Annotated in this window: 17 protein-coding genes; 7 read left to right on the top strand and 10 right to left on the bottom strand. The window is 69.1% G+C overall.

Annotated features, from left to right (window positions below; translation table 11 throughout):
* Positions 1–23 precede the first annotated feature (23 nt).
* Genes FL344_RS11940 through FL344_RS11930 form a run of 3 tightly spaced genes read left to right on the top strand, consistent with a single transcriptional unit; the run spans position 24 to position 3,780 of the window.
* Positions 24–2,300, top strand: a complete 2,277-nt coding sequence (locus FL344_RS11940) for a PAS domain S-box protein (protein ID WP_194863087.1) — start codon at positions 24–26, stop codon at positions 2,298–2,300.
* Between the two features lie 42 nt (positions 2,301–2,342).
* Positions 2,343–3,419, top strand: a complete 1,077-nt coding sequence (locus FL344_RS11935) for an amidohydrolase family protein (RefSeq protein WP_141618601.1) — start codon at positions 2,343–2,345, stop codon at positions 3,417–3,419.
* Complete coding sequence (locus FL344_RS11930) at positions 3,412–3,780, top strand: metal-sulfur cluster assembly factor (protein WP_090491072.1); 369 nt, start codon at positions 3,412–3,414, stop codon at positions 3,778–3,780. Before FL344_RS11935 ends, FL344_RS11930 begins: the two co-directional genes overlap by 8 nt.
* A 51-nt stretch (positions 3,781–3,831) precedes the next feature.
* Here FL344_RS11930 and FL344_RS11925 read toward each other — a convergent pair whose 3' ends face one another.
* The 4 genes from FL344_RS11925 to FL344_RS11905 form a co-directional block, all read right to left on the bottom strand.
* Entirely contained in the window at positions 3,832–6,972 is a 3,141-nt protein-coding gene (locus FL344_RS11925; RefSeq protein WP_141618600.1) for a multidrug efflux RND transporter permease subunit, read from the bottom strand.
* A 14-nt stretch (positions 6,973–6,986) separates the two neighbouring features.
* On the bottom strand, positions 6,987–8,123 hold the full coding sequence (locus FL344_RS11920) for an efflux RND transporter periplasmic adaptor subunit (RefSeq protein WP_228564963.1): 1,137 nt from the start codon (positions 8,121–8,123) through the stop codon (positions 6,987–6,989).
* Between the two features lie 400 nt (positions 8,124–8,523).
* Entirely contained in the window at positions 8,524–9,168 is a 645-nt protein-coding gene (locus FL344_RS11910) for a glutathione S-transferase family protein (protein WP_141618599.1), read from the bottom strand.
* 87 nt (positions 9,169–9,255) lie between these two features.
* Positions 9,256–10,326 (bottom strand): isopenicillin N synthase family oxygenase, encoded by a 1,071-nt coding sequence (locus FL344_RS11905; RefSeq protein WP_141618598.1) that lies wholly within the window; start codon positions 10,324–10,326, stop codon positions 9,256–9,258.
* 62 nt (positions 10,327–10,388) lie between these two features.
* On the opposite strand from FL344_RS11905, the gene FL344_RS11900 reads away from it, so the two are divergent.
* Entirely contained in the window at positions 10,389–11,600 is a 1,212-nt protein-coding gene (locus FL344_RS11900; protein WP_141590555.1) for an MFS transporter, read from the top strand.
* Between the two features lie 30 nt (positions 11,601–11,630).
* Here FL344_RS11900 and FL344_RS11895 read toward each other — a convergent pair whose 3' ends face one another.
* Genes FL344_RS11895 through FL344_RS11885 form a run of 3 tightly spaced genes read right to left on the bottom strand, consistent with a single transcriptional unit; the run spans position 11,631 to position 16,970 of the window.
* Complete coding sequence (locus FL344_RS11895; RefSeq protein ID WP_141618597.1) at positions 11,631–13,625, bottom strand: acetyl-CoA carboxylase biotin carboxylase subunit; 1,995 nt, start codon at positions 13,623–13,625, stop codon at positions 11,631–11,633.
* A 14-nt stretch (positions 13,626–13,639) separates the two neighbouring features.
* Positions 13,640–15,256: an acyl-CoA carboxylase subunit beta gene (locus FL344_RS11890; RefSeq protein WP_141618596.1), complete on the bottom strand. Its 1,617-nt coding sequence runs from the start codon at positions 15,254–15,256 to the stop codon at positions 13,640–13,642.
* Positions 15,257–15,260: 4 nt separating this feature from the next.
* Positions 15,261–16,970 carry an acyclic terpene utilization AtuA family protein gene (locus FL344_RS11885; protein ID WP_194863086.1) on the bottom strand — a complete coding sequence of 570 codons (1,710 nt, stop codon included), beginning with the start codon at positions 16,968–16,970 and terminating at the stop codon, positions 15,261–15,263.
* A 65-nt stretch (positions 16,971–17,035) separates the two neighbouring features.
* Between FL344_RS11885 and FL344_RS11880 the strand changes: the two genes are divergently transcribed.
* Positions 17,036–17,704 carry a TetR/AcrR family transcriptional regulator gene (locus FL344_RS11880; protein WP_141590546.1) on the top strand — a complete coding sequence of 223 codons (669 nt, stop codon included), beginning with the start codon at positions 17,036–17,038 and terminating at the stop codon, positions 17,702–17,704.
* A 43-nt stretch (positions 17,705–17,747) separates the two neighbouring features.
* Complete coding sequence (locus FL344_RS11875; RefSeq protein ID WP_141590544.1) at positions 17,748–18,626, top strand: SDR family oxidoreductase; 879 nt, start codon at positions 17,748–17,750, stop codon at positions 18,624–18,626.
* 51 nt (positions 18,627–18,677) lie between these two features.
* Here FL344_RS11875 and FL344_RS11870 read toward each other — a convergent pair whose 3' ends face one another.
* The 3 genes from FL344_RS11870 to FL344_RS11860 form a co-directional block, all read right to left on the bottom strand.
* Complete coding sequence (locus FL344_RS11870; RefSeq protein WP_228564962.1) at positions 18,678–19,832, bottom strand: hypothetical protein; 1,155 nt, start codon at positions 19,830–19,832, stop codon at positions 18,678–18,680.
* A 284-nt stretch (positions 19,833–20,116) separates the two neighbouring features.
* Positions 20,117–20,593, bottom strand: a complete 477-nt coding sequence (locus FL344_RS11865; RefSeq protein WP_141618594.1) for a macro domain-containing protein — start codon at positions 20,591–20,593, stop codon at positions 20,117–20,119.
* 48 nt (positions 20,594–20,641) lie between these two features.
* Complete coding sequence (locus tag FL344_RS11860) at positions 20,642–24,049, bottom strand: amidohydrolase family protein (protein ID WP_141618593.1); 3,408 nt, start codon at positions 24,047–24,049, stop codon at positions 20,642–20,644.
* Positions 24,050–24,209: 160 nt separating this feature from the next.
* Between FL344_RS11860 and FL344_RS11855 the strand changes: the two genes are divergently transcribed.
* The gene (locus FL344_RS11855) at positions 24,210–25,211 is read left to right on the top strand and encodes a hypothetical protein (protein WP_141618592.1); all 1,002 of its coding nucleotides are present in this window, start codon (positions 24,210–24,212) and stop codon (positions 25,209–25,211) included.
* Positions 25,212–25,265 lie beyond the last annotated feature (54 nt).

The following is a 25,265-nucleotide window of genomic DNA, read 5'->3' as shown; positions in this document are numbered from 1 at the left end:
CGCCCTGGCAACCCAAGGGAAGCATGTCGACCGAGCAGTGGGCCCACCGCTTCTTCGAGCTGTCCACGGAGCCCTACGTCATCCTGGGCCGTGATGGCGTGTTACTCGAAGCCAATCCTGCCTTTGGCCACCTGGTGGGCCTGTCTTTGACGTCACTGCGTGGCATGGCCTTGCAGGATTTCATCCCCATCGAAGACGCCGCCCGCCTGTTCGCGCATCTGGGTTCCACAAGCCCCACCTCGCTCACCTGTCGCTGGCGCCGGCCGGATGGGTCCTGGCTGCCTCTGTCCTGGCGCATCACCGCCGCTTCGGAGTCGGAGCCGCTCTACTGCACGGTGCAGCAGGCCAAGGAACCATCCGCCGCCCCCTGGCCGGAGAGTGATTACCTGCCCTTCGGCCTCTACCTGGTCGACATCCGCACGCGCCGGGTCCACTACGTCAACCACCGCTTCTGCCAGCTGTGGGGCATCACCGCATTGGAAGGCGCCATCCAGCGGGGTGAGGTCTCCCATGACGAGGTGATCCACCACTGCCTCAAGGCCGGCGACGCGGCGGAGTTCCTGCGCCTGTGCGCGGCCCCGGACCAGGACTGCGTGCCGGGCCTGGTGGAGGACGAAGCCAGGATGTCGGATGGGCGCACCCTGCGCCGGCTGTCCACGTCCTCCTCGGTGGCGGGGGACGCCATGCGCTACCGGCTGTTCGCGTTCGAGGACGTCACCGAGAGCAAGCGCACGCAGGAGGCGCTGCGCCGTTCAGAGGAGAGCTTCCGCAGGCTCATCGACCGGGCGCCCGAAGGCATCTTCGTGCACACCCAGCGGCGCTTCATCTACGCCAACCCCACGCTGCTGCGGGCCCTGGGCTACGACGACCCGGCCGAGCTGATGGCCAAGCCCATCTGGAGCATCGTCCATCCGGATGACCTGGAGCTCGTGAAGGACCGCGTGCACACCGCGGCCGTGAAGGGCGCGCTGGCCCCGCTGCGGGAGGTCCGCTACCTGCGGCGAGACGGCACCTGGTACGACGCGGAGAGCGTGGGCATCCCCATCGAGTTCGACGGGCACGAGGCCGTCGTGGTGATGGCGCGCGACATCACCGAGCGCAAGCAGGCCCAGTCGCAGCTCCTGCAGAACGACCGCATGGTGCTGGCCGGCACGCTGGCGGCGGGCGTGGGGCACGAAATCAACAACCCGCTGACCTACGTCATGGCCAACCTGGCCTCGGCCCTGGAGTCCGTGAGCCGCCTGGGCGTGGAGCTGACGCGGGCCGGAGAGCGCGGTCCCAGCAGCGTGGCGTGGCCCGCGACGCTGCATGACGCGGAGGCCCTGCTGAAGGAGGCGCAGGAAGGCGCCATGCGCGTGCGCAACATCGTGCGGGACCTGAAGTTCATCTCCCGTCAGGATGAGGAGCGGCGCGAAGCGGTGGACGTGCGGCAGCCGTTGGACTTCTCCATCAACATGGCCGCCAGCCAGCTGCGTCACCGGGCGCGGCTCATCAAGAAGTACGAGTCCGTCCCCCGAGTGTACGCGGACGGCTCACGCCTGGGCCAGGTGTTCCTCAACCTGCTGGTGAACTCGGCGCAGGCCATTCCCGAAGGCAACGCCGAGGAGCACCACATCACCGTGTGGGTCCGCGCCGGACCGCCGGGCAGCGTGCTGGTGGACGTGAGCGACTCCGGCTGCGGCATGACGCCCGCGGTGCTCTCCCGCGTCTTCGACCCCTTCTTCACCACCAAGCCCGTGGGCAAGGGCACGGGGCTGGGGCTGTCCATCTGCCACAGCCTCATCCGCAAGCAGGGCGGTGACATCACCGTCCGCAGCGAACTGGGCCAGGGCACCACCTTCACCGTCACCCTGCCCACGGCGCCGGACACCGTCCCCACCCAGGCCGCGCCGGTGGCGCCCGCGCCCCACGCCGAGCGGCGGGGACAGGTGCTGGTGATTGACGACGAGCCCGCGGTGGGCCGCTCCCTGGCGCGCATCATCGGCATGCGGCACCGGGTGACGGTGGTGAACAACGGCGAGGACGCGCTGGCGGTGCTGACGTCGGGCGCGCCCTTCGACGCCGTCTTCTGCGACCTGATGATGCCGGGCATCTCCGGCATGGACGTCTACGAGCGCGTCCGTGAGCGCGGGGATGGCATCGCCGAGCGCTTCATCTTCATCACCGGCGGCTCGTACACCACGCGGGCCCGTCAGTTCCTGGAGCGCGTGCCGAACCTGCAGATTGAGAAGCCCTTCGACGTGGAGTCGATTCATCAGGGCCTGGGACAACTCCTGGGTGCCTCTCGTGGTAGCGAATGACGCCGGGCGTCCTCCCGGCCCAACTGTGAAAGGAGTCCTCGGGTGATTGACGGCAACTTCGTCATCGATGCGGTGACACACGCCTACAACCTCCATCCCACGAACTACCGCGCCGGCAAGTACGCCGAGTCGCTCGCGGGGCTCATCTGGGGGCTGCACAGCGGACTGTCCGGGGAGACGCACCGCGTCCCCACGGCGGAAGGCTTCCTGAAGAACTGGTCCGTGCAGGAGCTGGCGCACCTGCTCTTCGTGGAGAGCGGCGTCGACCTGGCGGTGCACCACGTGCTGCCGCTCCAGACGCTGTACCACGACGGCCTGTGCTCCTATGAGAAGACGCTGGAGATTCACCGCAACTATCCCCACCGCTTCCTGGTGTACGCGGGCGTGGACCCGCTGCGCGGCACGGCGGCGCTGGATGATTTGGAGCAGCAGTACGAAACGCTCAAGCCCAGCGGCCTGAAGCTCTACCCAGCGGCGTGGCTGGGCGACAAGTTCCGCCACACGGGCTGGCGCATGGATGACCCGACCATCGCCTTCCCGCTCTTCGAGCGGGCGCAGAAGCTGGGCATCAAGAACATCGCCGTGCACAAGGGCCTGCCCATGGGCGCGGTGCCGCTGGAGCCCTACAAGGTGGATGACATCGGCGGGGCGGCGGACGCCTTCCCCGACCTGAACTTCGAAATCGTCCACGGCGGCATGGCCTTCCTGGACGAGACGGGCATGCAGCTGTCGCTGTTCCCCAACGTGTATGTGAACCTGGAAGTGACGGGCGCGCTCATCGTGAAGCGTGAACGCTGGTTCGCCGAGTCCCTGGCGGCGCTGCTGAAGTGGGCGGGCCCGGAGAAAATCATGTGGGGCTCCGGGACGGTGTTCAGCCACCCGCACCCCGCGCTGCACAAGTTCTGGCATGAGTTCCACCTGCCGGACGACCTGGTGCAGGTGGCGGGCATGCAGGTGACGCCGGACGTGAAGCGGATGATTCTGGGCGGCAACTACGCCCGCTACGCGGGCGTGGACGTGGAGTCGGTGAAGAAGAAGATCGCCAACGACAAGTTCGCCAGGCTGAGGGCGCGCGGCGACATCCAGCCGTACGGCTACCGGGAGAGCCTGTATGAGTGAGCAGGCCCTGCGCGAGCGCATCCAGGACATCCCCGACCCGTGCAGCTGCGCCACGGGCGTGCCGCTGGGCATCGGGGAGATGGGGCTGATTGAGTCGGTGAAGCGCACGGAGGGCCAGGTGACGGTGCGCCTGCACATCACCTCGCCCATGTGCATGATGGCCGCCTACTTCATGCGGGAAATCGAGCAGCGGTTGCTGACGGTGGAAGGCGTCACTGCGGTGAACGTGGAGTTCGACCACGACCTGAAGTGGACGCCGCAGGACATCGAGCCGGAGGCCCGCCAGCGGCTCGCGGCAAAGCGCATCACCATGCTGGGTGGCCGCCTGCTGCCCCAGGACTCGGCGCAGCGCCGCTCCTGAGGGGTGCTGCGGCGCTGGCGGGAAGCCTCCACCCGCCAGCGCCCGGCCGCGCTAGCCGTTCTCCGCGGGCGCGTGATTCACGAGGGGAGCCGGGCTCGGCGACTCGCGCCGTTTGAGCAGGCTGCGCACGGCGACGTAGAACGCGGGCACCAGGAAGATGGCCAGGACGGTGCCTGACACCATGCCGCCGAACACGCCCGTGCCGATGGCCCGCTGCGTCTCCGCGCTCGCGCCGCTGGCCACCACCAGCGGCACCACGCCCAAGGCGAAGGCGAGTGACGTCATCAGGATGGGACGGAAGCGCAGCCGCGCCGCCTCCACCGCGGCCTGGAGTGGTGAGCGTCCCTGCTCCTCGAGCTGCTTGGCGAACTCGACGATGAGAATCGCGTTCTTCGCGGACAGGCCGATGATGGTGATGAGGCCCACCTTGAAGAAGATGTCGTTCATCAGCCCGCGTGACATCACCGCGGCCAGCGCGCCGATGAGTCCCAGCGGCACGACGAGCATGACCGACAGCGGAATCGACCAGCTCTCGTAGAGCGCCGCCAGCACCAGGAAGACGACGAGCATCGACAGCGCCAGGAGGATGGGCGCCTCCGAGCCGGAGAGCCGCTCCTGGTAGGAAAGCCCCGTCCACTCCACCGCGAAGCCGGCTGGGAGCTCGCCCGCGATGCGCTCCATCTCCGCCATGGCGTCACCGCTGCTGAAGCCCGGTGCCGCCGCCCCGGCGATGCGCACGGCGGGGTAGCCGTTGTAGCGGACCAGTTGCATGGGCCCCCGCTCCCAGACGGGCTCGGCCACCGAGGACAGGGGCACCATCTGCCCGCGCGCGTTGCGCACGGGGAGCTTGAGCACGTCCTCCACCTGCATGCGGGACTCCGCGCGCGCCTGCAGGATGATTTGCTGCATGTAGCCCTTGTTGGGGAAGTCGTTGACGTACGTCGACCCCAGCGCGGTGGAGATGACCGAGTTGATTTCCGCGAACGACACACCGAGCGCCGCCGCGCGCTCGCGGTCCACCTGGATTCGCACTGTCGAGCCGTCCGGCAACCCCTCCTGATAGGGGAAGGCGATGACCGGACTGTCCGAGGCGCGCCGGAGGACGTGGTTCATGGCGTCGTTGAGCGCCTGCGGGCCGTGTCCGGCACGGTCCTCCAGCCGCATGGCGAAGCCCGCGCTGTTGCCGAGCCCGTCCACCGCGGGCGGCAGCACGTTGATGACCATGCCCTCCCGCGGAGAGGCGAAGCGCGCGTTGGCGGCGGCGACCTCACCCGCCGCCGTCTCCCCCTGGCGCTCGTCCCAGTCGCGCATCATCACGAACATGAGGCCGGCGTTCGCCCCCGAGCCGAAGAAGCCGAAGCCCTGGATGGTCAGCACGTCCTGGATGCCCTCGCGCTCGCTCAAGAAGGCCTCCAGCTCCCCGAGCACGCTGTTCGTCCGCTCGGCCGTGGCGTCCGACGGGAGCTGCACCGAGACGTTGAGGAACCCCTGGTCCTCCTCCGGGAAGAAGGCGCCCGGCAGCCGCCAGAACGCCAGGGCCACCATGGCGACCACCACGGCGTACGCGAAGAACGCCCGGCCCAGGCGTCCGACAATGGCCCGGGTCCAGTTCGCATAGCGCCCCGTCACCCGCTCCAGGAGCCGGTTGAACCCGCCGAAGAAGCCGCGGCGCTTCCCCGCGTGGCCGGGCTCCACGGGGCGCAGCAGCGTCGCGCAGAGCGCCGGGGTGAGCGTGAGCGCGAGGAACGCGGAGAAGAGAATCGACACGGCCATCGCCAGGCTGAACTGGCGGTAGATGGTGCCGACGGAGCCCGTGGCGAACGCCATGGGGATGAACACGGACGTCAGCACCAGGGTGATGCCGATGACGGCGCCCGTGATTTCCTTCATCGCCTTCTTCGTGGCCTCGAGGGGAGAAAGCCCCTCCTCCGCCATGAGGCGCTCGACGTTCTCGACCACGACGATGGCGTCATCGACGATGATGCCAATCGCCAGCACCATGCCGAACATCGTCAGGACGTTGATGGAGAACCCCGACGCCAGCATCACCGCGAAGGTCCCCAGCAGCGCGATGGGCGCGACGATGGCGGGAATCAGCGTGTAGCGCACGCTCTGCAGGAAGAGATACATCACCGCGAAGACGAGCAGCATCGCCTCGAAGAAAGTCTGAACGACCTTCTGGATGGAGACGCGCACGAACGGCGCCGCGTCGTACGGAATCGTGTACTCGACGCCCGCGGGGAAGGCCCGGGAGAGGTCCGCCATCCGCTCGCGGATGCGCTCGGAGGTATCGAGCGCGTTCGCCCCCGGGGCCAGCTGCACGCCGAACGTGGCGGCGTTCTTCCCATTCTGCCGGGTGGACGAGGCGTAGCTCTGGGGCCCCAGCTCCACCTTGGCGAGCTCCTTGAGCAGCACGTTCGAACCATCCGGATGGGCCCGGATGATGACGCGCTCGAAGTCCGCGACGTCCAGAAGCTGCCCCTGGAGCATCAGCGGGGTGGTGACGCGCTGGCCTGGAACCGCGGGCATGTCCCCCAGCCGTCCGGGAGAGGCCTCCGCGTTCTGTGCGCGAATCGCCGCCGCGACCTCATCCACGGAGATTCCGTGCGAGATGAGCCGCTCCGGGTCCAACCAGACGCGCAGCGCGCGGGCCGGCGTGAAGAGCTGGACGCGCCCCACGCCGGGCACGCGGCGCAGGTCCTCGACCACGTTGCGGCTCAGGAAGTCCCCCAGCTCGGCCTCGTCGTAGCGGCCGTCGCTCGACACGAGCGTGGAGAAGAGCAGGAAGTTGGTGGTGGTCGTCTCCACCTGGAGCCCGAGCTGCCGGACCATCTGCGGCAGCCGCGATTCGACAGTCTTCAAACGGTTCTGGATGTCGACCTGCGCCAGGTCCGGGTCCGTTCCGGGCGCGAACGTCACCACGATTTGCGCGAGGCCCGACGTGTCGCTCGACGACTCGAAGTACAGGATGTTCTTCACGCCGGACAGGCCGCGCTCAATCAACGACACGACGCTGTCGTTCATCGCGGCCGGCGTGGCGCCGGGATAGGTGGCGGTAATCGTCACGCTCGGCGGCGCGATGGACGGGTAGCGCTCGATGGGGAGCCGGGGAATGGAGATGGCTCCGGCGAGCACGATGAAGATGGCAATCACCCAGGCGAAGACCGGGCGTTCAATGAAGAATCTTGGCACGGCTCACTCCAGGTTCAGCGCGAGGCCGGGGCGTGCTGCCACTCGACGGGGGTGACCTGCTGGCCTGGCGCAAGACGGTCCTGCCCCTCGACCACGACACGCGCTCCGGCGGAGAGTCCCTCCTCCACCAGGTAGCGTCCGCTGACGATGCGTTCGGCGCGGACGTTGCGCGCCTCCGCGGTGTTGTCCTCTCGGACGATGAAGACCTGCGCCTGGCCCTGCGCGTCGTGAAGCACGGCCTGTTGGGGAACGAGGAGCGCACCGGCCACCTCTCCGAGCACGACGCGCGCCTTCACGAACATGCCCGGCAGGAGCTTGCGCTGCGCGTTGGGGACCAGGGCGCGCACCGTGAGCTCGCCGGACCCGGGGTCGACCGAGATGTCCGAGAACTGAACGCGGCCTCGCTCCGGATAGGGCGTCCCGGACGAGGAGAGCACGATGACCTCTGCCCCCGCTTCCCCGTCACCGCGCTGGAGTGACTGCAAGCCCGCCGCGCGCTCCACGGGTGACTTGATGTCGACGAAGACGCGGTCAATCTGCTGGATGACGCTCAACGGCGTGGCATCCGCGGGGCCGACGAGCGCGCCTTCATTGACCTGGGAGATGCCGATGTGCCCCGCGATGGGGGCGGTAATCGTGGCGTAGTCCAGGTCGACGCGGGCCCTGTCCAGCGCCGCGCGGGCACGCGCCACCTCCGCGTTCGCGATGGCGAGCGCGGCCCGGGCGTCATCGTGCGCCTGCTGGGTGCTCGCGCCTTTCTCGAAGAGGGACTGGATGCGCCCCGCATGTAGCTCCGCCTGGAGTCGCCCGGCCTCACTGGCCGCATGGGCCGCCGCCGCGCCTTCCACATTCGCGCGGAACACCGCCGCTTCCAGTTGGTAGAGCGGCTGCCCCTTCTGGACCGTGTCTCCTTCGGAGAAGCGCCGGCTGCGCACGAGCCCGCCCACCTGCGGGCGGACTTCCGCGACCCGGAACGCGGAGACACGCGCGGGGAATTCGTCGTGAAGGACAACGGCCTCCTCTTGCACCTTCAGCGTGGACACCTTCTGGACCGGCGGTGCGAAGGCTGCTTCTTCCTGCTTGCCGTCACAGGCGAGCAGCGGGAGCAGCGTCCATGCAAGGAGAAGGCGCTTCGACCGTTGGATAGGCATTGTCGTCTGGCGAGGAAAACGTCGAAGAACACGTAAAAACATACTTTTCACGCAGCACCGCGCCCTGGTCCGCCAGCAGCCAGGGAATGAAACGTCACCTGCGCCCGAGCAGATGACATGACGAATGGGGCATCTCGAGACACAAGCCGGTCACGGACGGCTCCCTCACGGGAGGCCCTGACAAATGAATTCTTGGCCGAGGTATTAGCCGGAGACAGACACACTGATGGTGAGGAGCGCCTACTCCCGGATGAGCTCCTCGAGCCTGCGGGCCTGATTCCCTGGTCCTCAAGCAGGTCCGCGAACCACGGGCCATCGGTCGCGAGCCTGCAGATGATGGATTCGAGGGCCTGAAAAGGCCCTCATTTCAGGCGCCTACACCCGGCGGCCCTCCAGACGCTCAAGCGCGAGGCTGCTGGAACGGCGCCATCTGGGCCGCCAGGGCGCGCTGGAACGCGGGCCGGGCCTCACAACGTTCCTTGTACGCCTTCAGCGTGGGAAAGCCGTCGAGCACGTCCGTGTGCCGGAGGATGCGGAGCACCGTCACCATCATCAGGTCGCCCGCCGTGAAGCAGTCCTCCAGGTACTCGCGCTCACCCAGATGCGCCGCGAGCTCTCCCAGGCGCTCCTTCAGCGACTCCACCACGCCCGGCCTGCGCAGCTTCGCCCACTCCTCCTGGGCGAAGAACAGGTCCACCTCGGCGAGCGGCTGAATCACGATTTCGATGGAGTTGAGCGCCGCGAAGAGCCACGTCACCGCGCGAGCCCTGCCCGCCGCGTCCGCCGGCAGCAGCGCCTCACACTTGTTGGCAATGTGGAGCACGATGGCGCCTGATTCAAAGAGGACGAGGCCGTCCTCCTCCAGCACCGGCACCTGGCCGAAGGGCTGGAGCTTGCGGTAGTCGGGCGAGGCCTGGACTTTGTTGTCGATGAGCTTCACCTGATACGGCAACCCCGCCTCCTCGAGCGCCCACCGCACCCGGAGGTCCCGCACCAGGCCCTGTGCGAACGGCGGAACCCACTTGAACGCACTGACGGTCATCATCGTGATGTCTCCTGGTCGGTGAGCGGTTTGGGCGCGCCGAAGCGCGTCATCCGGCGCAGCGCTCTCAATCATGCGCCCCGGGCTCCGTCAACGCGGTAAGGGTCCTCGGGGTGTCTCCTCCGGCGGTGCCGTGGGCGCGCGCTCCCACACCCGCCGCACCAGCTCCGGAAACACCTTGGACACCTTGCCCAGCAGGTAGTCGCCGTACGTCCCCTGGAAGGCGTGGACGCTGGCGCCGTCCCAGCGGCGGGCGCGGTCCTCATCTACGTCGGCGCCCGCGCCGCGTGGCAGGGAGTGGACCTCGGCGGCGAAGTCCGGGTCGAAGAAGAGGGGAAAGGACATCCTGTCCTTGCCGCTCACGTTCTTCACCCGGTGCGGCGTGGAGCGGTACCACCCGCCTGTCATCCGGTCGAGCATGTCGCCGATGTTGCACACCAGCGTCCCGGGCAGCGGCGGTGCCTCCACCCAGCCGCGCGGCGTCTTCACCTGCAACCCGCCGTGGTCGTCCTGGGCCAGCAGCGTGAGCAGCCCGTAGTCGGTGTGCTCGCCCACGCCCCAGCGCTCCTCCTCGTGCTGGGGCTCGGCGGGGTAATGGAAGATGCGGAAGAGCACCGTCGGGTCGGCCGTGTAGTGCCGCCGGAAGTAGTCCGCGTCCAGGCCCAGGCTCAGCGCCATGCCCTCCATCAGCGCATGCGCGGCGCGCGTGCAGGCCGCCACGTAGTCGAGCACCGCCGCGCGCAACTCCGGCACCTCCGCGGGCCACAGGTTGGCGCCGTGCAACGGCCAGCCGGCCTTGACGCGCGGGTGCTCGCTTCCGAGCTCCGTGCCCAGATACAACCCCTCCTTCCGGTCCGGACGCCCCGAGGTCAGCTCCCCCCCGAGTGGAAACCAGCCGCGCCACGCGACACCGCCCATCGACATGGCGATGGCCTCCTTCGCCGCCCGAGGCAGCGCGAAGAAGCGGTGGCTCTCCCGCTCCAGCCGCGCGAGCACCTCGCCCGACACGCTGTGGCCCGTCACGTAGAAGAAGCCGCTGTCGCGACAGGCCTGCTCGATTTCACGCGCGACGCGCGCACGCTCGGTGACGCGGGATGCATCGAACAGTGACGCCATGTCGATGACGGGCAAGCCGCCCCGTGCGGAATCCGGACCTGTCATTCCCAGGAGCCTACACAGGTCTGGACCCCGGCAGGGCGCGGCGCGAGAGTCCGCCCGCCTCCATGACGATGCATTCCCCTCCCGAAGCTCCCCACACCACGCTATCCACCGGGCTCGTGTGGCTGATGGCCGCCGCCTCGGGCGCCACCGTCGCGAACCTCTATTACAACCAGCCGCTGCTGGGAGACATCGGCGAGGCCCTGGGGGCCTCGGGGAGCGCGCTGGGGCTGGTGCCCATGCTGACGCAGGTGGGCTACGCGGTGGGGATGCTCTTCATCGTCCCGCTGGGCGACAGCCTGGAGCGGCGGCGGGTCATCGTCACCATGAACACGCTGGTGGCGCTGGCGCTCGTTGGCGTGGCCCTCGCGCCGACGCTGCACTGGATGGTGGCCGCGAGCTTCGTCGTGGGCGTCACCACCATCATTCCCCAGCTCCTCGTCCCCTTCGCGGCGCACCTGGCGCCCGCCGCGCAGCGAGGCCGGGTGGTGGGCACCGTCATGAGCGGTGTGCTGATGGGCATCCTCCTGTCCCGGACGGCGGCGGGCTTCATCGGGACGCACCTGGGATGGCGCACCATGTTCTGGATTGCGGCGGGGCTGATGCTCGCGCTGGCCGGCGTGCTGCGCTTCACGCTGCCGTCCCAGCCGCCCATGGCCTCCATGCCGTATCCGCAACTGCTGCGCTCGCTCATCCACCTGGCGCGCACCGAGCCCGTGCTGCGGCTGCATGCGGTGCTGGGCGCACTCAGCTTCGGCGCGTTCAGCGTGTTCTGGTCCACGCTGGCGCTGTACCTCCAGAGCCTGCCGCAGAAGTACGACGCGCAGGTGGCGGGGCTGTTCGGCGTCGTGGGCGTGGCGGGCGCCGCCGTGGCTCCGCTGGTGGGCCGCCATGCCGACAAGCGCGGGGACCGGCGCATCAACGGAGCGGCCATCGTCGTGTTGCTGCTGTCGTTCGTCGTGATGTGGCCCCTGGGACGCTGGCTGTGGGGCATCGCGCTGGGCGTGGTGCTGCTCGATTTGGGCGTCCAGGCGAACCAGATTTCCAATCAGACGCGGGTGTACTCGCTGCGTCCGGAGGCCCGCAGCCGGCTGAACACGCTCTACATGGTGACGTACTTCGCGGGCGGCGCCGCGGGCTCGTGGCTGGGGACCTTCGCCTGGACGCACTGGGGATGGAGCGGGGTGTGCGCCTCCGGCGCCGCGCTGTGTGTCGTGGCCCTGTTGGTGCTCAAGCGAGGGCCGAAGGGCGGCGCGCCTGAAGCGGCGGAGGCCTGACGCTCCGCCGCTCGAGCCAGGCCGAATCGCTCAGGAAGCCTTCTCCGCCGCCAGTGACACCAGGAGCTGCTTCGCCTTCACCTGGCTGCCCACGGACACGTTGAGCTCCGCGACGGTGCCCGTGACGTCCGCCACCACCTGGAACTCCATCTTCATGGCCTCCAGCACCACCAGGACGTCCCCGGGCTTCACCGCCGCGCCCACCTGCGTGTCCACGCGCAGGATGCGCCCGTCCATGGGCGCCGCCAGCCGTCCGCTGCCCACGCCGTCCGACTTCGACGGCGGACGGAACGTGACCTCCGTCACGGCGTGCGCGCCCGAGCCCAGGTCCAGCCACAGCGTGTCCCCGTCCCGCAGGTAGCGGGCGCGGCCCCGCGTCCCGGCGCTGGAGAAGTCGAGCACGCCCGCGGACAGCCCCAACACGGACACGTCGAACGATGCATCCCCCACGTCCACCTCGTACCCTTCCGCGGACACGGGCTGGACGGTGACGGACGCTTCCGCGCCACGGCTCACGAGCTTCATCCGCACGGGGTGGCGGTGGGACGTGTTCCAGTTCAGCAGGGACACATCCAGTCCCGCCGTGTCCGCCAGCTTCAGTCCTTCGTCGTGGAAGAGCAGCGCCGCCGCCAGCGCCCGCGTCTTCGCGCTTGCCTGATACAGCCCTTCCACCTCCGACGCCGCCGCGTGCTTCGCGATGAACGCCGTGTCGTACTCCCCTGAGCGGAACGCCGCGTGCTCCAGCACGTACAACAACAGGTTCTTGTTGGTGGTGACGCCGAACACCGCCAGCTCGCGCAGCGCCTCCACCAACCGCCGGCGCGCCGTCTCCCGGTCCGGGCCGTGCGCAATCACCTTCGCCTGCATGGAGTCATAGAAGGGCGGAATCTCCTGCCCCTCCCGCACGCCGTGGTCGATGCGCACACCCTCACGCACCGGCAGCCTCCACGCCAGCAGCCGCCCGGCCTGGGGCGCGTAGCCCTTCGCCGGGTCCTCCGCGCAGAGGCGGACCTCGATGGCATGCCCCGACGCGGAAATCGCCTCCTGCGTCCGGGGCAGCGTCTCCCCCGCCGCCACGCGGAGCTGCCACTCCACCAAATCCAACCCGGTAATTAGCTCCGTCACCGGGTGCTCTACCTGGAGGCGCGTGTTCATCTCCATGAAGTAGAAGTCACCGCTCGGCGCGAGGAGGAACTCGATGGTCCCCGCTCCCCGGTAGCCAATCGCGCGAGCCGCCGCCACCGCCACCTCGCCCATGCGCGCGCGCAGCGCCGGGCTCACCGCCGGTGACGGACTCTCCTCCACGATTTTCTGGTGTCGGCGCTGCACCGAGCAGTCCCGCTCGCCCAGGTGCACCACGTTGCCGTGCGTGTCCGCGAAGACCTGGACCTCCACGTGCCGCGCGTCGATGACGGCCTTCTCCAGGATGAGCTCCCCGCTCCCGAAGGCATTCGTCGCCTCCGAGCGCGCCGCGCGCAGGGCCGCGCGAAGCTGCGACGCCTCGTGCACCAGCCGCATGCCGCGCCCACCGCCACCCGCCGCCGCCTTGACCATCAGCGGGAAGCCGATGCGCTCGCCCTCCACCGCCAGCGCCTCATCATCCAGGTCGGACGCCTCGTAGCCAGGAATGCAGGGCACGCCCGCCGCAATCATGCGCAGCTTCGCCTGACGCTTGTTGCCCATCAGGGTGATGGCCTCGGCCTCCGGGCCGATGAACACCAGGCCCGCGTCGCGGCAAGCGCGCGCGAAGTCCGCGTTCTCCGACAAGAAACCGTAGCCCGGGTGGATGGCCTCCGCGCCGGACGCCTTCGCCGCTTCCAGAACCTTCCCGATGACGAGGTAGGACTCCTTCGCCGGAGACGGACCAATGGCCACCGCCTCGTCCGCCGCCAGCACGTGCGGCGCGCCGCGGTCCGCCTCGGAGAACACCGCCACGGTGCGGTAGCCCAGCCGCTGACAGGTGCGAATCACCCGGACGGCAATCTCGCCGCGGTTCGCGATGAGGACCTTCTTGAAGCGCTCCATCGTGTCCGCTCCTCTCACAGCCGCGCGACGCCGAACGTGTTGGGATGGACCTGCCGCCGCGTCGCCTCACGGCACACCGACAGCGCGAACCCGAGCACCCGCCGCGTGTCCCGCGGGTCGATGAGCCCGTCGTCGAACATCCGCGCGCTGCAGTTGAATGGGTGCGACTCCTTGTCGAACTGGTCGATGATGGGCTGGCAGAACGCCTTGAGCTGCTCCTCGTCCACCACCTGCCCCTGCCGGGCCAGCTTCTCCCCGAAGACAATGGACATCACCTTCGCCGCCTGCTCGCCGCCCATCACCGCGGTGCGCGAGTTGGGCCACCCGAAGATGAAGCGCGGATGGAACGGACGGCCGCACATGCCGTAGTTGCCCGCGCCGAACGCACCGCCAATCAGCACCGTGAGCTGCGGCACCGTCGCGTTGGCCACGGCCTGAATCATCTTCGCGCCGTGCTTCACGATGCCCCCCTGCTCCGGCTGCGTGCCCACGAGGTAGCCCGTGGTGTTCTGCAGGTAGAGGATGGGTGTGTCCTTCTGGCAGCACAGCTGGATGAACTGCGCCGCCTTCGTCGCGCCCTGGGGCGAAATCGGCCCGTTGTTTCCGATGATGCCCAGCGGGTGGCCGTACAGGTTCGCCCAGCCGCAAACGGTGTGCGCGTCGTACTCGTCCTTGAACCCGGTGAACTCCGAGCCATCCACGATGCGCGCGATGACCTCGCGGCAATCGTAGGGTTTGCGGTAGTCCACGGGCACGGCGCCGCAGAGCTCGTCGGGCGAGTACACGGGCTCGGCATAGGCGGGGCGCTCGGCGGGCGGAAGCTGCGCGTTCCACCCGAGCTTCGCCACGATTTCGCGGGCCATGCGGATGGCGTCCGCGTCGTCCTCCGCCAGGTAGTCCGCGGTGCCCGCCACCGTGGCATGCATCTGGGCGCCGCCCAGTTCCTCATCCGTGGCGACTTCCCCCGTGGCCGCCTTGAGCAGCGGTGGGCCCGCGAGGAACACCTTCGCCTTCTTCTTCACCATCACCACGTAGTCGGACAGGCCCGGCAGGTACGCGCCGCCCGCCGTGCTGGAGCCGTGCACCACCGTCACCTGGGGGATGCCCGCCGCCGACAGCCGCGCCTGGTTGTAGAAGGTCTCCCCACCCGGGATGAAGATTTCCTGCTGGTACATCAGGTTGGCGCCGCCGCTCTCCACCAGCGACACCATGGGCAGCTTGTTCTCCAGCGCCAATGCCTGCGCGCGCAGCGCCTTCTGCACGCCCCATGGCGACGCGGTGCCACCCTTGATGGCGGAGTTGTTCACGAAGACGATGCACCGCACCCCGGACACGTAGCCGATGCCGATGATGCTGTTGCCGCCCGCCAGCGAGCCGTCACTGTCGTCGTGGTAGCCATAGCCACACAGCGTGGACAGCTCCAGGAAGGGCGAGCCCCGGTCGAGCAGCAGCATCAGCCGCTCCCGAGGCAGGAGCTGCCCGCGCTTGTGGAACTTCTCCTTCGCCTGGTTCTCCGTGTTGCGGACCTTCGCCTCGATGGCGCGCAGCTCCGAAACGCGGGCCAGCATGTCCGCGCGGTTCGCCTTGAAGGATTCGGAGCCCGGGTCGATTCGCGAGGTGATGCGTGGCATCGGTCTACTCCTGTCCTTCGCGCAGCAGCGCCTCGGGAATGTCCATGTGCCGCGAGCGCAGCCACTCGCCCAGCGCCTTGCCCTGCGGGTCGAAGCGGGTGGACGAGGAGACGCCCTCCCCCAGTAAGCCATCCACGACGAAGTTCAGCCCCCGCAGGTTGGAGAAGACGTGCCGCTCGATGCGCAGCGGCGCGGCCTCCGGGAGCAGCTCACGCAGCTTCTCTTCCGTGAGCGCATGCGCCAGCCACCGCCAGGCCGCGTCCGTGCGCGCCCAGACGCCAATGTTGGCCGTGCCGCCCTTGTCACCACTGCGCGCGGCGACGATGCGCCCCAGCGGAACCCGGCGCGTGGGGCCGCCCGGCACTTGCAGTGGCAGCGGAGGTGGCGCCACGGGCTCCAGCGAGCGCGTCTCCCCGGGAGGCGTGATGGGGGTGCGCGTTCCATCCTCGAGGACGGCGACATGCTCCACACGCCCCGCTTCGACATAGGCGGGCGTGTAGACGCCATACGGCGCGCCGTCGGAGGGAGGCGCCGTCATCGTGAAGCCGGGATAGCTGCCCAGCGCCAGCTCCACCGCCGCGCCGCTGAAGGCTCGGCCCACCACCTTCGCGTCGGCGTCCTTCACCACCACGCGAAGGAAGGCGGCGGCCTGCTCCTCGGTGGCCGCGTCCTCGCGGTCCGTCCGCGTCAGCATCCACTGGAGTTCCTTTGGCTTGCGCGTCAGCGCCGCCTCCAGTTGCTCGCGCACCAGTCTCGCCTTCTCCTCGATGTCCAACCCCACCAGGATGAACGTCGCCTCGTTCCGGTACCCCCCCAGGTTGTTGAGGCACACCTTCATCGTGGGCGGTGGCGGCTCGCCGCGCACCCCGGAGACGCGGACGCGGTCCTTGCCGTGTGACGCCAGGGCAATGGTGTCGAAGCGCGCCGTGGCGTCCGGGCCCGCGTACCGCGCCCCGGTGATTTCATAGACGAGCTGCGCCAGCACCGTGTCCACCGTCACCGCGCCGCCCGTGCCCGCGTGCTTGGTGATGACGCTGCTGCCGTCCTCGTACAGCTCCGCCAGCGGGAAGCCGGGGCGCCGCGCGTCCAGCTCCGTGAAGAAGGAGAAGTTGCCGCCCGTGGCCTGCGTGCCGCACTCCAGGACGTGGCCTGCGACCATGGCCCCCGCCAACCGGTCCCAGTCATCCACCTTCCAGCCGAAGTGCGCCGCCGCCGGGCCCACCACCAGCGAGGCATCCGTCACCCGTCCCGTGACGACGATGTCCGCCCCCGCGCGCAGGCACGCGGCGATGCCCCACCCGCCCAGGTACGCGTTCGCGGTGAGCGGCGAGCCCAGGCCCAGCGCCTCCGCCTGCGCGGAGAGGTCATCTCCCTCCACGTGCGCCACGCGCACCTTCACGCCCAGCTTCGCGGCGACCTCGCGCAGGGCGGCGGCCAGCCCCGCGGGGTTCAACCCTCCCGCGTTGGTGACGACCTTGACCTTCTTCTCCACCACCAACGCCAGGCACTGCTCCATCTGCTTCAGGAACGTCTTGGCATAGCCGGTGGACGGGTCCTTCATCCGGTCCCGGCCCAATATCAGCATCGTCAGCTCGGCCAGGTAGTCGCCAGTCAGGACGTCGAGCTGGCCGCCTTCGAGCATCTCCCGGACCGCCGAGAAGCGGTCTCCATAGAAGCCCGAGGCATTGCCGACACGCAGGGGGGACGCAGGCATGAGCTCTCCACTCGGCAGCAACGAAAGACGCGTGAGTCTGGGCAGGTGGGCCTAAAAAAGCAAGCGTGCTTGCTTTTTTAACGCCTGACTCGCATCCTGGCCGGGTGAGTGAGGCATCCAGTACGCCCGGCAGGCAGGAGCAGGAGCGCAGCCGCGTCACGCGCCAGCGTCTGATGGAGGCGGCCATTGGCGCGCTCTCCGAGCTGGGGTGGGCGGGCGCGACCATGACTGTGATTGCCGAGCGAGCGGGTGTGTCCCGGGGCGCCTGTCAGCACCACTTCCCCACCCGCGCCGACCTGGTGGCCGCCGCCGTGGAGTATGTGGGGCACCAGCAGGTGGAGGCCGTGCTCCGCAAGGCCGCCCAGTTGCCGGCCGACGCTCGCCGCACGGAGGCCATCCTCCACATGCTGGCCGGCATCTACCTCAGCCCTGTCTTCACCGCCGCGGTGCAGCTCTGGGTGGCCGCCGTGGCGGACGCGGAGCTGCGCGCGCAGTTGGCCCCGCTGGAGGCCCGCGTGGGGCGGGAGTTCCACCGGCTGACGGTACAGCTGCTCGGCGTGGATGACAGCGTCGCGGAGGTGCGCGAGCTGATTCAGGGCACGCTCGACCTCATCCGGGGACTCGCGCTGGCCAATCTGCTGAGAGACGACAGCGCGCGCAGGAAGAAGGTCCTCCACCGCTGGGCGCTCACCCTGGACGAGGCCCTGAGCGCCCGGCGCACCCGCAGAGGCTGAGGACCACGGGTTTCATGAACGACCTCCACATCAGGAGCTGACCATGGGCTACCGCTCTCTCTTCGCACCGGGCTGTTTCAGCAACCGCACCATCGTCGTCACCGGCGGCGGCAGTGGCATTGGCCGCTGCACCGCGCACGAGCTGGCCTCACTGGGCGCCAACGTCATCCTGGTGGGCCGCAAGCCCGACAAGCTGGAGGCCGTCGCCCGGGAAATCCAGGAGGACGGCGGCAAGGTGTCCTTCGAGGTGCTCGACATCCGCGACGAGGAGGGCGTGAAGGCCACCGTGGCGCGCATCATCGCCGCGCATGGCCCCATCCACGGCCTGGTCAACAACGCGGGCGGGCAGTTCCCCTCGCCGCTGTCGGCCATCTCCAAGAAGGGCTTTGACGCGGTGGTGTCCACCAACCTCACCGGCGGCTTCCTGATGGCGCGGGAAGTCTATCTCCAATCCATGAGCAGCCACGGGGGCTCCATCGTCAACATGCTCGCGGACTCGTGGGGCGGCATGCCGGGCATGGGGCACTCCGGCGCGGCGCGCATGGGCATGCTCAACCTGACGCAGACGGCCGCCGTGGAGTGGGCCGCGTCTGGCGTGCGCGTGAATGCCGTGGCGCCCGGCTGGGTGGCCTCCAGCGGCATGGACAGCTACAAGGACGAGGGCGTGCGGGCGATGATTCCCCTCCTCAAGAAGGAGGTACCGCTCCAGCGGCTCGCCACCGAGTCCGAGGTGAGCGCCGCCATCGTCTTCCTGCTCACCGACGCCGCGGCCTTCATCACCGGCGACGTCATCAAGATTGATGGTGGCGCGTCGTGCAACACCAAGATTTTCCCGCTGGAGGAGACCACCGCCTCCAAGCCCTACGAGGGCTTCCACCGCGCGTCGGCGCCGCGCATCCTCGGGGGTGAGTCGAAGGAGTAGGAACGACACCCCGCTTCCGCCAACGTCGCGCGGAAGCGGGGCGCCGCCAGCTCAGAGGCCGTCCGGGTAGCAGAAGCCGTAGGTGCGGTCGTAGCCGCCACCCGCGAGCGGGTAGGACACGTAGCCCAGCTCCTCACCAGGGCCGCAGTCCGAGCGAGCACGGGCGTAGGGGAAGCAGGTGCCGCGGCCCGTGCCGTTCAGGTCGAGACACACGCCGCGCGCGCCCTCGGCGCCGCAGAACTCCGCGTAGCCCAGGGTGCACTCCTCGCCGATGAGGGCCGGGTCGAAGTCGAAGCCACTGGCCACCTGCACGGCCTGCTCCTGGCACAGCCCCTGGACGCCGCACACGGTGCCCGTGGGGCAACCCGGGTCGGCGGCCATGAAGTCACACGTGGCCATGCACGTGCTCGACGAACCCCAGGCCGTCGTACAGGCGTAGCCCTCCGCGCAGTCCGTGGCCGCCAGTTCGTACTCGCTGGTGGGCGCCGTGTACGTGCACGCCTCGCCGTGCGTCTTGGTGCCGAGCGACCGCTCCAGCGTGCCGTCATCCGCGGCGCGGTTGGTGGCCACGCAGGTGTGGCCGGGGAGGTTCGCCGTCAGCGAGCCCTCGCGAGGGTCACACCCGCCGTTGCGGGCGGTGTTCCACGTCGCGAAGCGAATCCACCGGCACTCGCCGCCCGCCACCGGCTCGGTGCCGGTGTAGGGCGCGTACAGCGGCGGCGCGGCCACGGACTGGCGCAGCGTCACGTTGGCCAGCGCGCCAATCGTCTGCTGCGGTGTCACCTTGAGCGCGAGCAGCAGCGTGCCCGACTCCGCCACGAAGGTCTTCGCCGTGGAGGTGCCGGCGTCCTGGACACCCCAGACACACTGTTCACACGTGAAGAGGTTGGCACCTCCAGTCGCCAGGTCATAGACGCCCGGCGCCGTCTTCACGTCCAACCGGATACGGGCGACATCCGCTACCGCCGGGTCGCCCTGGTCGGAGAACGAGCCGACGTAGGTCGGCTGCGGGCCATACTGCACCGGCGTCCGCTCGATGCCGTTCGTCAGCTCGCCCATCGTGATTTCGGTACACCCAGCGGGCGGCGACAGCAGCGCCGCCTGCTCCTCCGCGGCGCGCAGCGTCTCCTGCTCAGCGGCAGGAGGCGGGGGGGCCGCCGGCTTCTCCGACGCACCACAGCCCACCACCGCGGTCAGCAATGCCACACTCCAACGCCACCCACCTGCAAATGCAACTCCAGAACGTCGATTCGCCATGAGGTCCCGTCCAGTTGCCATCCCGGCCATTCGGCTTGCCTCGATTGATTCAAGGCAAAGCGAGAATTAGTCGCAGGGTCTGACATCGAACAACGGGCCGCTCCAGCCCCTGACGATTGCTTTCGCGGCGGTGCCTATTGGCTTTCGCCCCATGGAGGGTTGGCCCAGAACGACGCGGCACTTCTGGCACAAAGGAGACTCGGCGATGAATCCACTGTTCCTGGTCCCTGCATTCACCTGACGGGCGATGGCCGGAAGCGCACGACGCTCACGTCGAGGGCGCCAGCTTCCACATCCAGGACCTGGCGCATCAGTTCCAGCGCGCGCGCTTCATCAAAGCTGCCGGAGCCCGCGCCAATGACGGGGAAGGCGACGGAGCGAAAACCCTGCTCGCGGGCCTTCGCCAGGGCATTGCGGACCGAGCCCTGGATGGAGCGCTCGGAGGCGCGCCAGAGCATGTCGATGCCCGCCACGTGGATGATGGCTTTGAATGGCAACCGCCCGGCGGAGGTCACCACCGCCGAGCCCAGGGGCATGGGGCCTGCCTTCGCCACCTCGCGGAAGGGCCCGACCCCGCCCCTTCGCTTGATGGCGCCGGACACCCCCTGCGGCAGCAGCAGCCACCAGGGGATGATGTTCCGGTTCCAGGCATTGACGATGGCCTCCACCGACTGGTCCAGCAAATCCCCTTCGACGACAGAGACGGGCATGGCGCGGACTCTAGCGCCAGCCCGCCTCGGATGGGGGCGCCTGGGGGCTCAGTCGCACGCGTGCGTGTGCGTGTGCTCCGTGGCCTTGGGGCTCCAGCCTTCGTTCCCGTCCTTCTCGAAGAAGAACTTCGCGCGCGGGCGCTGGCGCGTCCCCACCTCGTTGAGCGTGGCCGCGTCGTACAGGCGCCCGTTCACCATGGTGTAGCGCACCGAGCGGCTGTGCTTGAGGTCCTGCAAGGGATTGCCATCCAGCACGATGAGGTCCGCCAGCTTGCCCGCTTCCAAAGAGCCAATCTCTCCGTCCAGGCCCAGATAGCGCGCCCCGCTCAGCGTCGCCGAGCGCAGCGCCTGGAGCGGCTTCATGCCGCCATGGCCGAACATCCAGAGCTCCCAGTGCGCCGCCAGGCCTTCACGCTGGCCGTGCGCGCCCAACTGCACGCTCACGCCCGCGTCACTCAGCTCGCGCGCCACGGTGGCGGCGGCGAAGTGGTTGAACTCGTCATCCGGCACGTGCATGGACGGCCGGCGGCTGCGCGAATCCACCACCCGGCGCGGGACGAAGGACAGCAGGCGCTCGTCCTCCCACACGTTTGTCTTCTGGTACCAGTAGTTCTCACCCCAGACGCCGCCGTAGGCCACGCCCAGCGTCGGCGTGTAGCCGGTGCCGCTCTTGCCCCACAGTTGCTTCACGTCCGCGTAGATGCGCGCCACCGGAATCGCGTGCTCCACGCCCGTGTGCCCGTCCACCACCATCGTCAGGTTGTGCTGGAGCAGCGAGCCGCCCTCCGGCACCACCAGCATGTCCAGCTCGCGCGCCGCCTGGAGCACCTTCTGCCGCTGGTCTCTGCGCGGCTGGTTGTAGCTCTTCACGCTGAAGGCTCCCATCGCCTTCATCCGCCGCAGGTGCGAGCGCGCGTCGTCCAACGTCTCAATGGGCGCGCGGTAGCCCGCGCCGGATGCGCCGTAGAGGATGGTGCCCGTGGAGAAGATGCGCGGCGCCACCACGCCGCCCGCCCGGGCCAGCTCACTGGCGGCGAAGACCTCTTCCGACGTGTTCGACGGGTCGTGCAGCGTCGTCACGCCGAAGGCCAGGGACGACGCATGCACCCAGCTCTGCTCGGGCATCAGCCCGTCCATGCCCATGGCCCCATGCCAGTGCACGTCGATGAGGCCGGGCATCAACGTCTTGCCCTTCACATCCACCACCTTGGCCCCGGACGGCACCTGCACCTTGCCCACCGGGCCCACGGCGACGATGCGGTTGTTCCGCACCACCACCACGCCCTGCTCGATGACCTCGTCACCCTTCATGGTGATGACGCGGCCTCCCACCAGCGCCAGCGTGCCCTCCGGCGCGTCCGCCTTCACCGGGAAGGAGAGGTCCACGCCCTTCTCCGGCGCCTCCGGCAGCTTCTCCGGCGCGCCGTCGATGAAGGCGAAGCTCTCCTTCAGCGCGCGCGTGAAGAGCTCGGGCCCCAACGCCCAGTGCAGGCGCTGGCTGTCGCCGGACCAGTGCAGGTACTCGCCCGCGTCCCGGCTCACCTTCGCCAGCGGCAGCGCCTTCGCGCCGGGCCCCACCGTGGCCGCCTTCGCACCCAGCGCGAAGGGAACGACGAAGGCGTTGAAGTTCTCCCGGAACGCCACCCACCGCTCGTCCGGGGAGACGCGCAGCTCGGTGGCCTCGGCGCTGGTCAGGTGCGTGCGCTCCTCGCTCCCGCTCAGCCCGATGCTCTTCAGGGAGCGGACGTCCTCCTTCTCCTTGTGCTCCACGTGCAGGAAGTACACGCGGTCCGAGCGCGCGCCGAAGTGCGGCTGCTCACCGTCACGCGCCAGGCGCTTCGGCGTGCCGCCACCCGCGGGCATGGCGAACAGGCCCGTGTTCCGGCTCCACAGCCCGGGCATCAGGTAGCCGTCCCCGGACGCGCGGTACACCAGCGTCTTGCCGTCCGGGCTGAGCGCGGGCTCCACGTAGTAGCCCGGCTGCTTCGTCAGCACCTTGCCCTCGCCGCCGGTGGCGGGCACCACGCGGATGGTGCCCAGCTTCTCGTCGTCCCACGTCGTGTAGACGATGGAACGCCCGTCCCGAGAGAACGACGGATAGAACTCCAGGTGGTCGTCCTGCTTCGTCAGGCGCCGGGGCGTACCCGCCGGCAGCTGCTTCACGTACAGCTTGCCCAGCGCCTGGTACACCACGCGGTCCCCCTTGGGGGACACCTGCACCCAGCGCAGCATCTTCGTGGAGAAGCGCTCGGGGGCCACCGCCTGCGGGCTGCGCACGGCCTCGAAAATCGTGCGCGTCCCCCGCACGCGGAAGGCAATGGGCGTCACCTTCTTCGTGGCCACGTCGATGCGGTGCAGCTTGCCGCCCGCCCAGAAGACAATCGCCTTGTTGTCCGGCGTCCACGCCATGCCCGGATACACGCCGTGGATGGCCCACGTCTCCTGCATGTCCCGGTCGAGCCCGTCGTACAGCGGGCGCTCCGCGCCGGACGCCACGTCGGTGACGTAGAGCACGCTCCTGGCGCGCACCCGGCGGACGAAGGCCAGCTGCTTGCCGTCACGTGACGGCGTGGGGCGGATGGCGCCGCCGGGGCCCGTGATGAAAGGCTCGATTTCCTTCGTCTCCAAATCCAGCCGCTGGATGGCGTAGATCTGCCCGTTGGGGTCCTTGTTGTATTCGAAGCTCTTCCCCGGCGAGACGTCCTGGCTGAAGTAGACGTGGCGCCCGTCGGGTGAGAAGGCGGGCTCGCCCAAATCCTTCTGGTCGTTGGTGCGCTCGGTGAGCTGCACGCCCTCGCCGCCGGCGCGGTGGTACATCCACACCTCGCCCGCGCCCAGCGAACGCCGCGCGGTGAAGTGCTTGCGCGCCACGATGAACTGCCCGTCCGGACTCCACGCGGGGCTGTTGAGCAGGCGGAACTTCTCCTCCGTCACCGCCCGCGCATTCGAGCCGTCCCGGTCCACCACCCAGATGTTGTCTCCGCCGCCCCGGTCACTGGTGAAGACGATGCGCTTGCCGTCCGGGCTGAAGCGCGGCTGCATGTCCCACGCGACGCCGGACGTCAGCGCCTTCGCTTCGCCGCCGCCCATGGGCAGCACGTAGATGTCCCCCAGCAGGTCGAAGACGATTTCGTCTCCGCGCGGGCTGACGTCCACGTTCATCCACGTGCCCTCGGTGACGTCGATGTTCACCTGGCGAGCGGGGAAGCCCGGCGCGTCCACCTTCCAGGTGTCTCCCCCTTCCTTCTCCGCCTTCTGCGCGGCCTCACCGGACGGCGGACGCGGGGCGTCTACCTCGGCGGCGCGGGCCGCGTCGCGCGCGGCGTCCTTCGTGTCGGGTGCCGGCCGTGGCGGGTCCTGCCGGACCGCGGGAGGCTTCGCCGGAGCCTGCTGCGCGGCCATGGGCGCGGCGGGCATCAGCAGGACGGCGAGGAGGGAGGAGGTCAGTCGTTTCACCAGAAGTCCTCTTGAGGAAGAAACCGTGTGTCGGGTGGCGGAGACTATCCGGCCCCCAGGGGCTGTTGGATGCCGGCTGAGAACAGGCGAACAGGCGAGCCTCTTCCGGGCCGTGTAGGCTCACACCCGCCGAGCAGCACTGATTCCGGGGGGAGTCTCCATGCAGACGCGTCAGAAGCTCGCCGTGCTCGTCATCCACGGCATTGAAGTGGATGACCCGGGTCTCTATGACACCGCCGTGCGTCTGCTGCGCCAGCACTTCGCGCAGCACGCGGGGGCCGCGCCGGACACACTCGCCGTCGAAACGGTGAACTGGGCCTCCGTGCTGGAAGGCGCGGAGAAGGACCTGCTCGCCCGCTACGCCCCTGCGGATGCGGACACGTACTGGAAATCCCTTTATGACAGCGTGCGCACGGTGAACCAGGGTCACGAGTCCGCGCTCGTGCCGATGATGCTCCGCTTGATGCGGCCGTCCCTGCGCGGCATGGACCTGCGCTACCCCGGCCTGCGGTGGATGCTGGTGCACTTCGTGGGCGACATCATCGCCTACCAGACGAACCCCGCCGACCCGGACGTCTACACGGGCATCCACCGCAAGGTCGCCGAGGCCCTGGGCCGCCTGCGCCAGCAGGCCGGTGACACCGCTCCGCTCTGCGTCATCGCGCACAGCCTGGGCAGCGTCATCGCCAGCAACTACTTCTACGACTTGCAGGCTCAGCGACTGGCCGGGCGGGACATCATCGAGGAGACGGTGCGCGCGGCCCAGGGCAGCTCGCCCCTGGAGCGCGGCGAGACGCTCAGCCACTTCTACACGCTGGGCAGTCCCATGGCCCTCTGGAGCCTGCGCTATCCCCACGCGGAGCTCGACCAGCCCGTGCAGGTCCCCGCGCCGGAGCTGGCACGCCACCATCCGGGGCTTGGCGGACGGTGGCTCAACTTCCACGACGAGGACGACGTGTTCGCCTGGCCGCTCCAGCCCCTCAGCGCCGCCTATCACGCCGCGGTGGAGGACCGCGCCGTGCGCGTGGCGGGCCCGCTCTTCTCGTGGACCCCCCTGGTCCACCCCTTCTACTGGTCGGATGACGCGGTGATGCGGGACATCGGCACGTCGCTTGCCGGCGCGTGGAAGCAGCTCTCCAGCGCCGCGGCCGTGGCCTCCTAGCGTGACGTTGCGGGCGCCCGTCAAAACACAGTGCGCCATGCGGCCCTGAATCTG

The sequence above is a fragment of the Myxococcus sp. AB036A genome, assembly GCF_006547355.1.
Classification (GTDB): domain Bacteria; phylum Myxococcota; class Myxococcia; order Myxococcales; family Myxococcaceae; genus Myxococcus; species Myxococcus virescens.
Note: the sequence above shows the minus strand (reverse complement) of the source record. Positions and strands in the feature narration are given on the sequence as shown.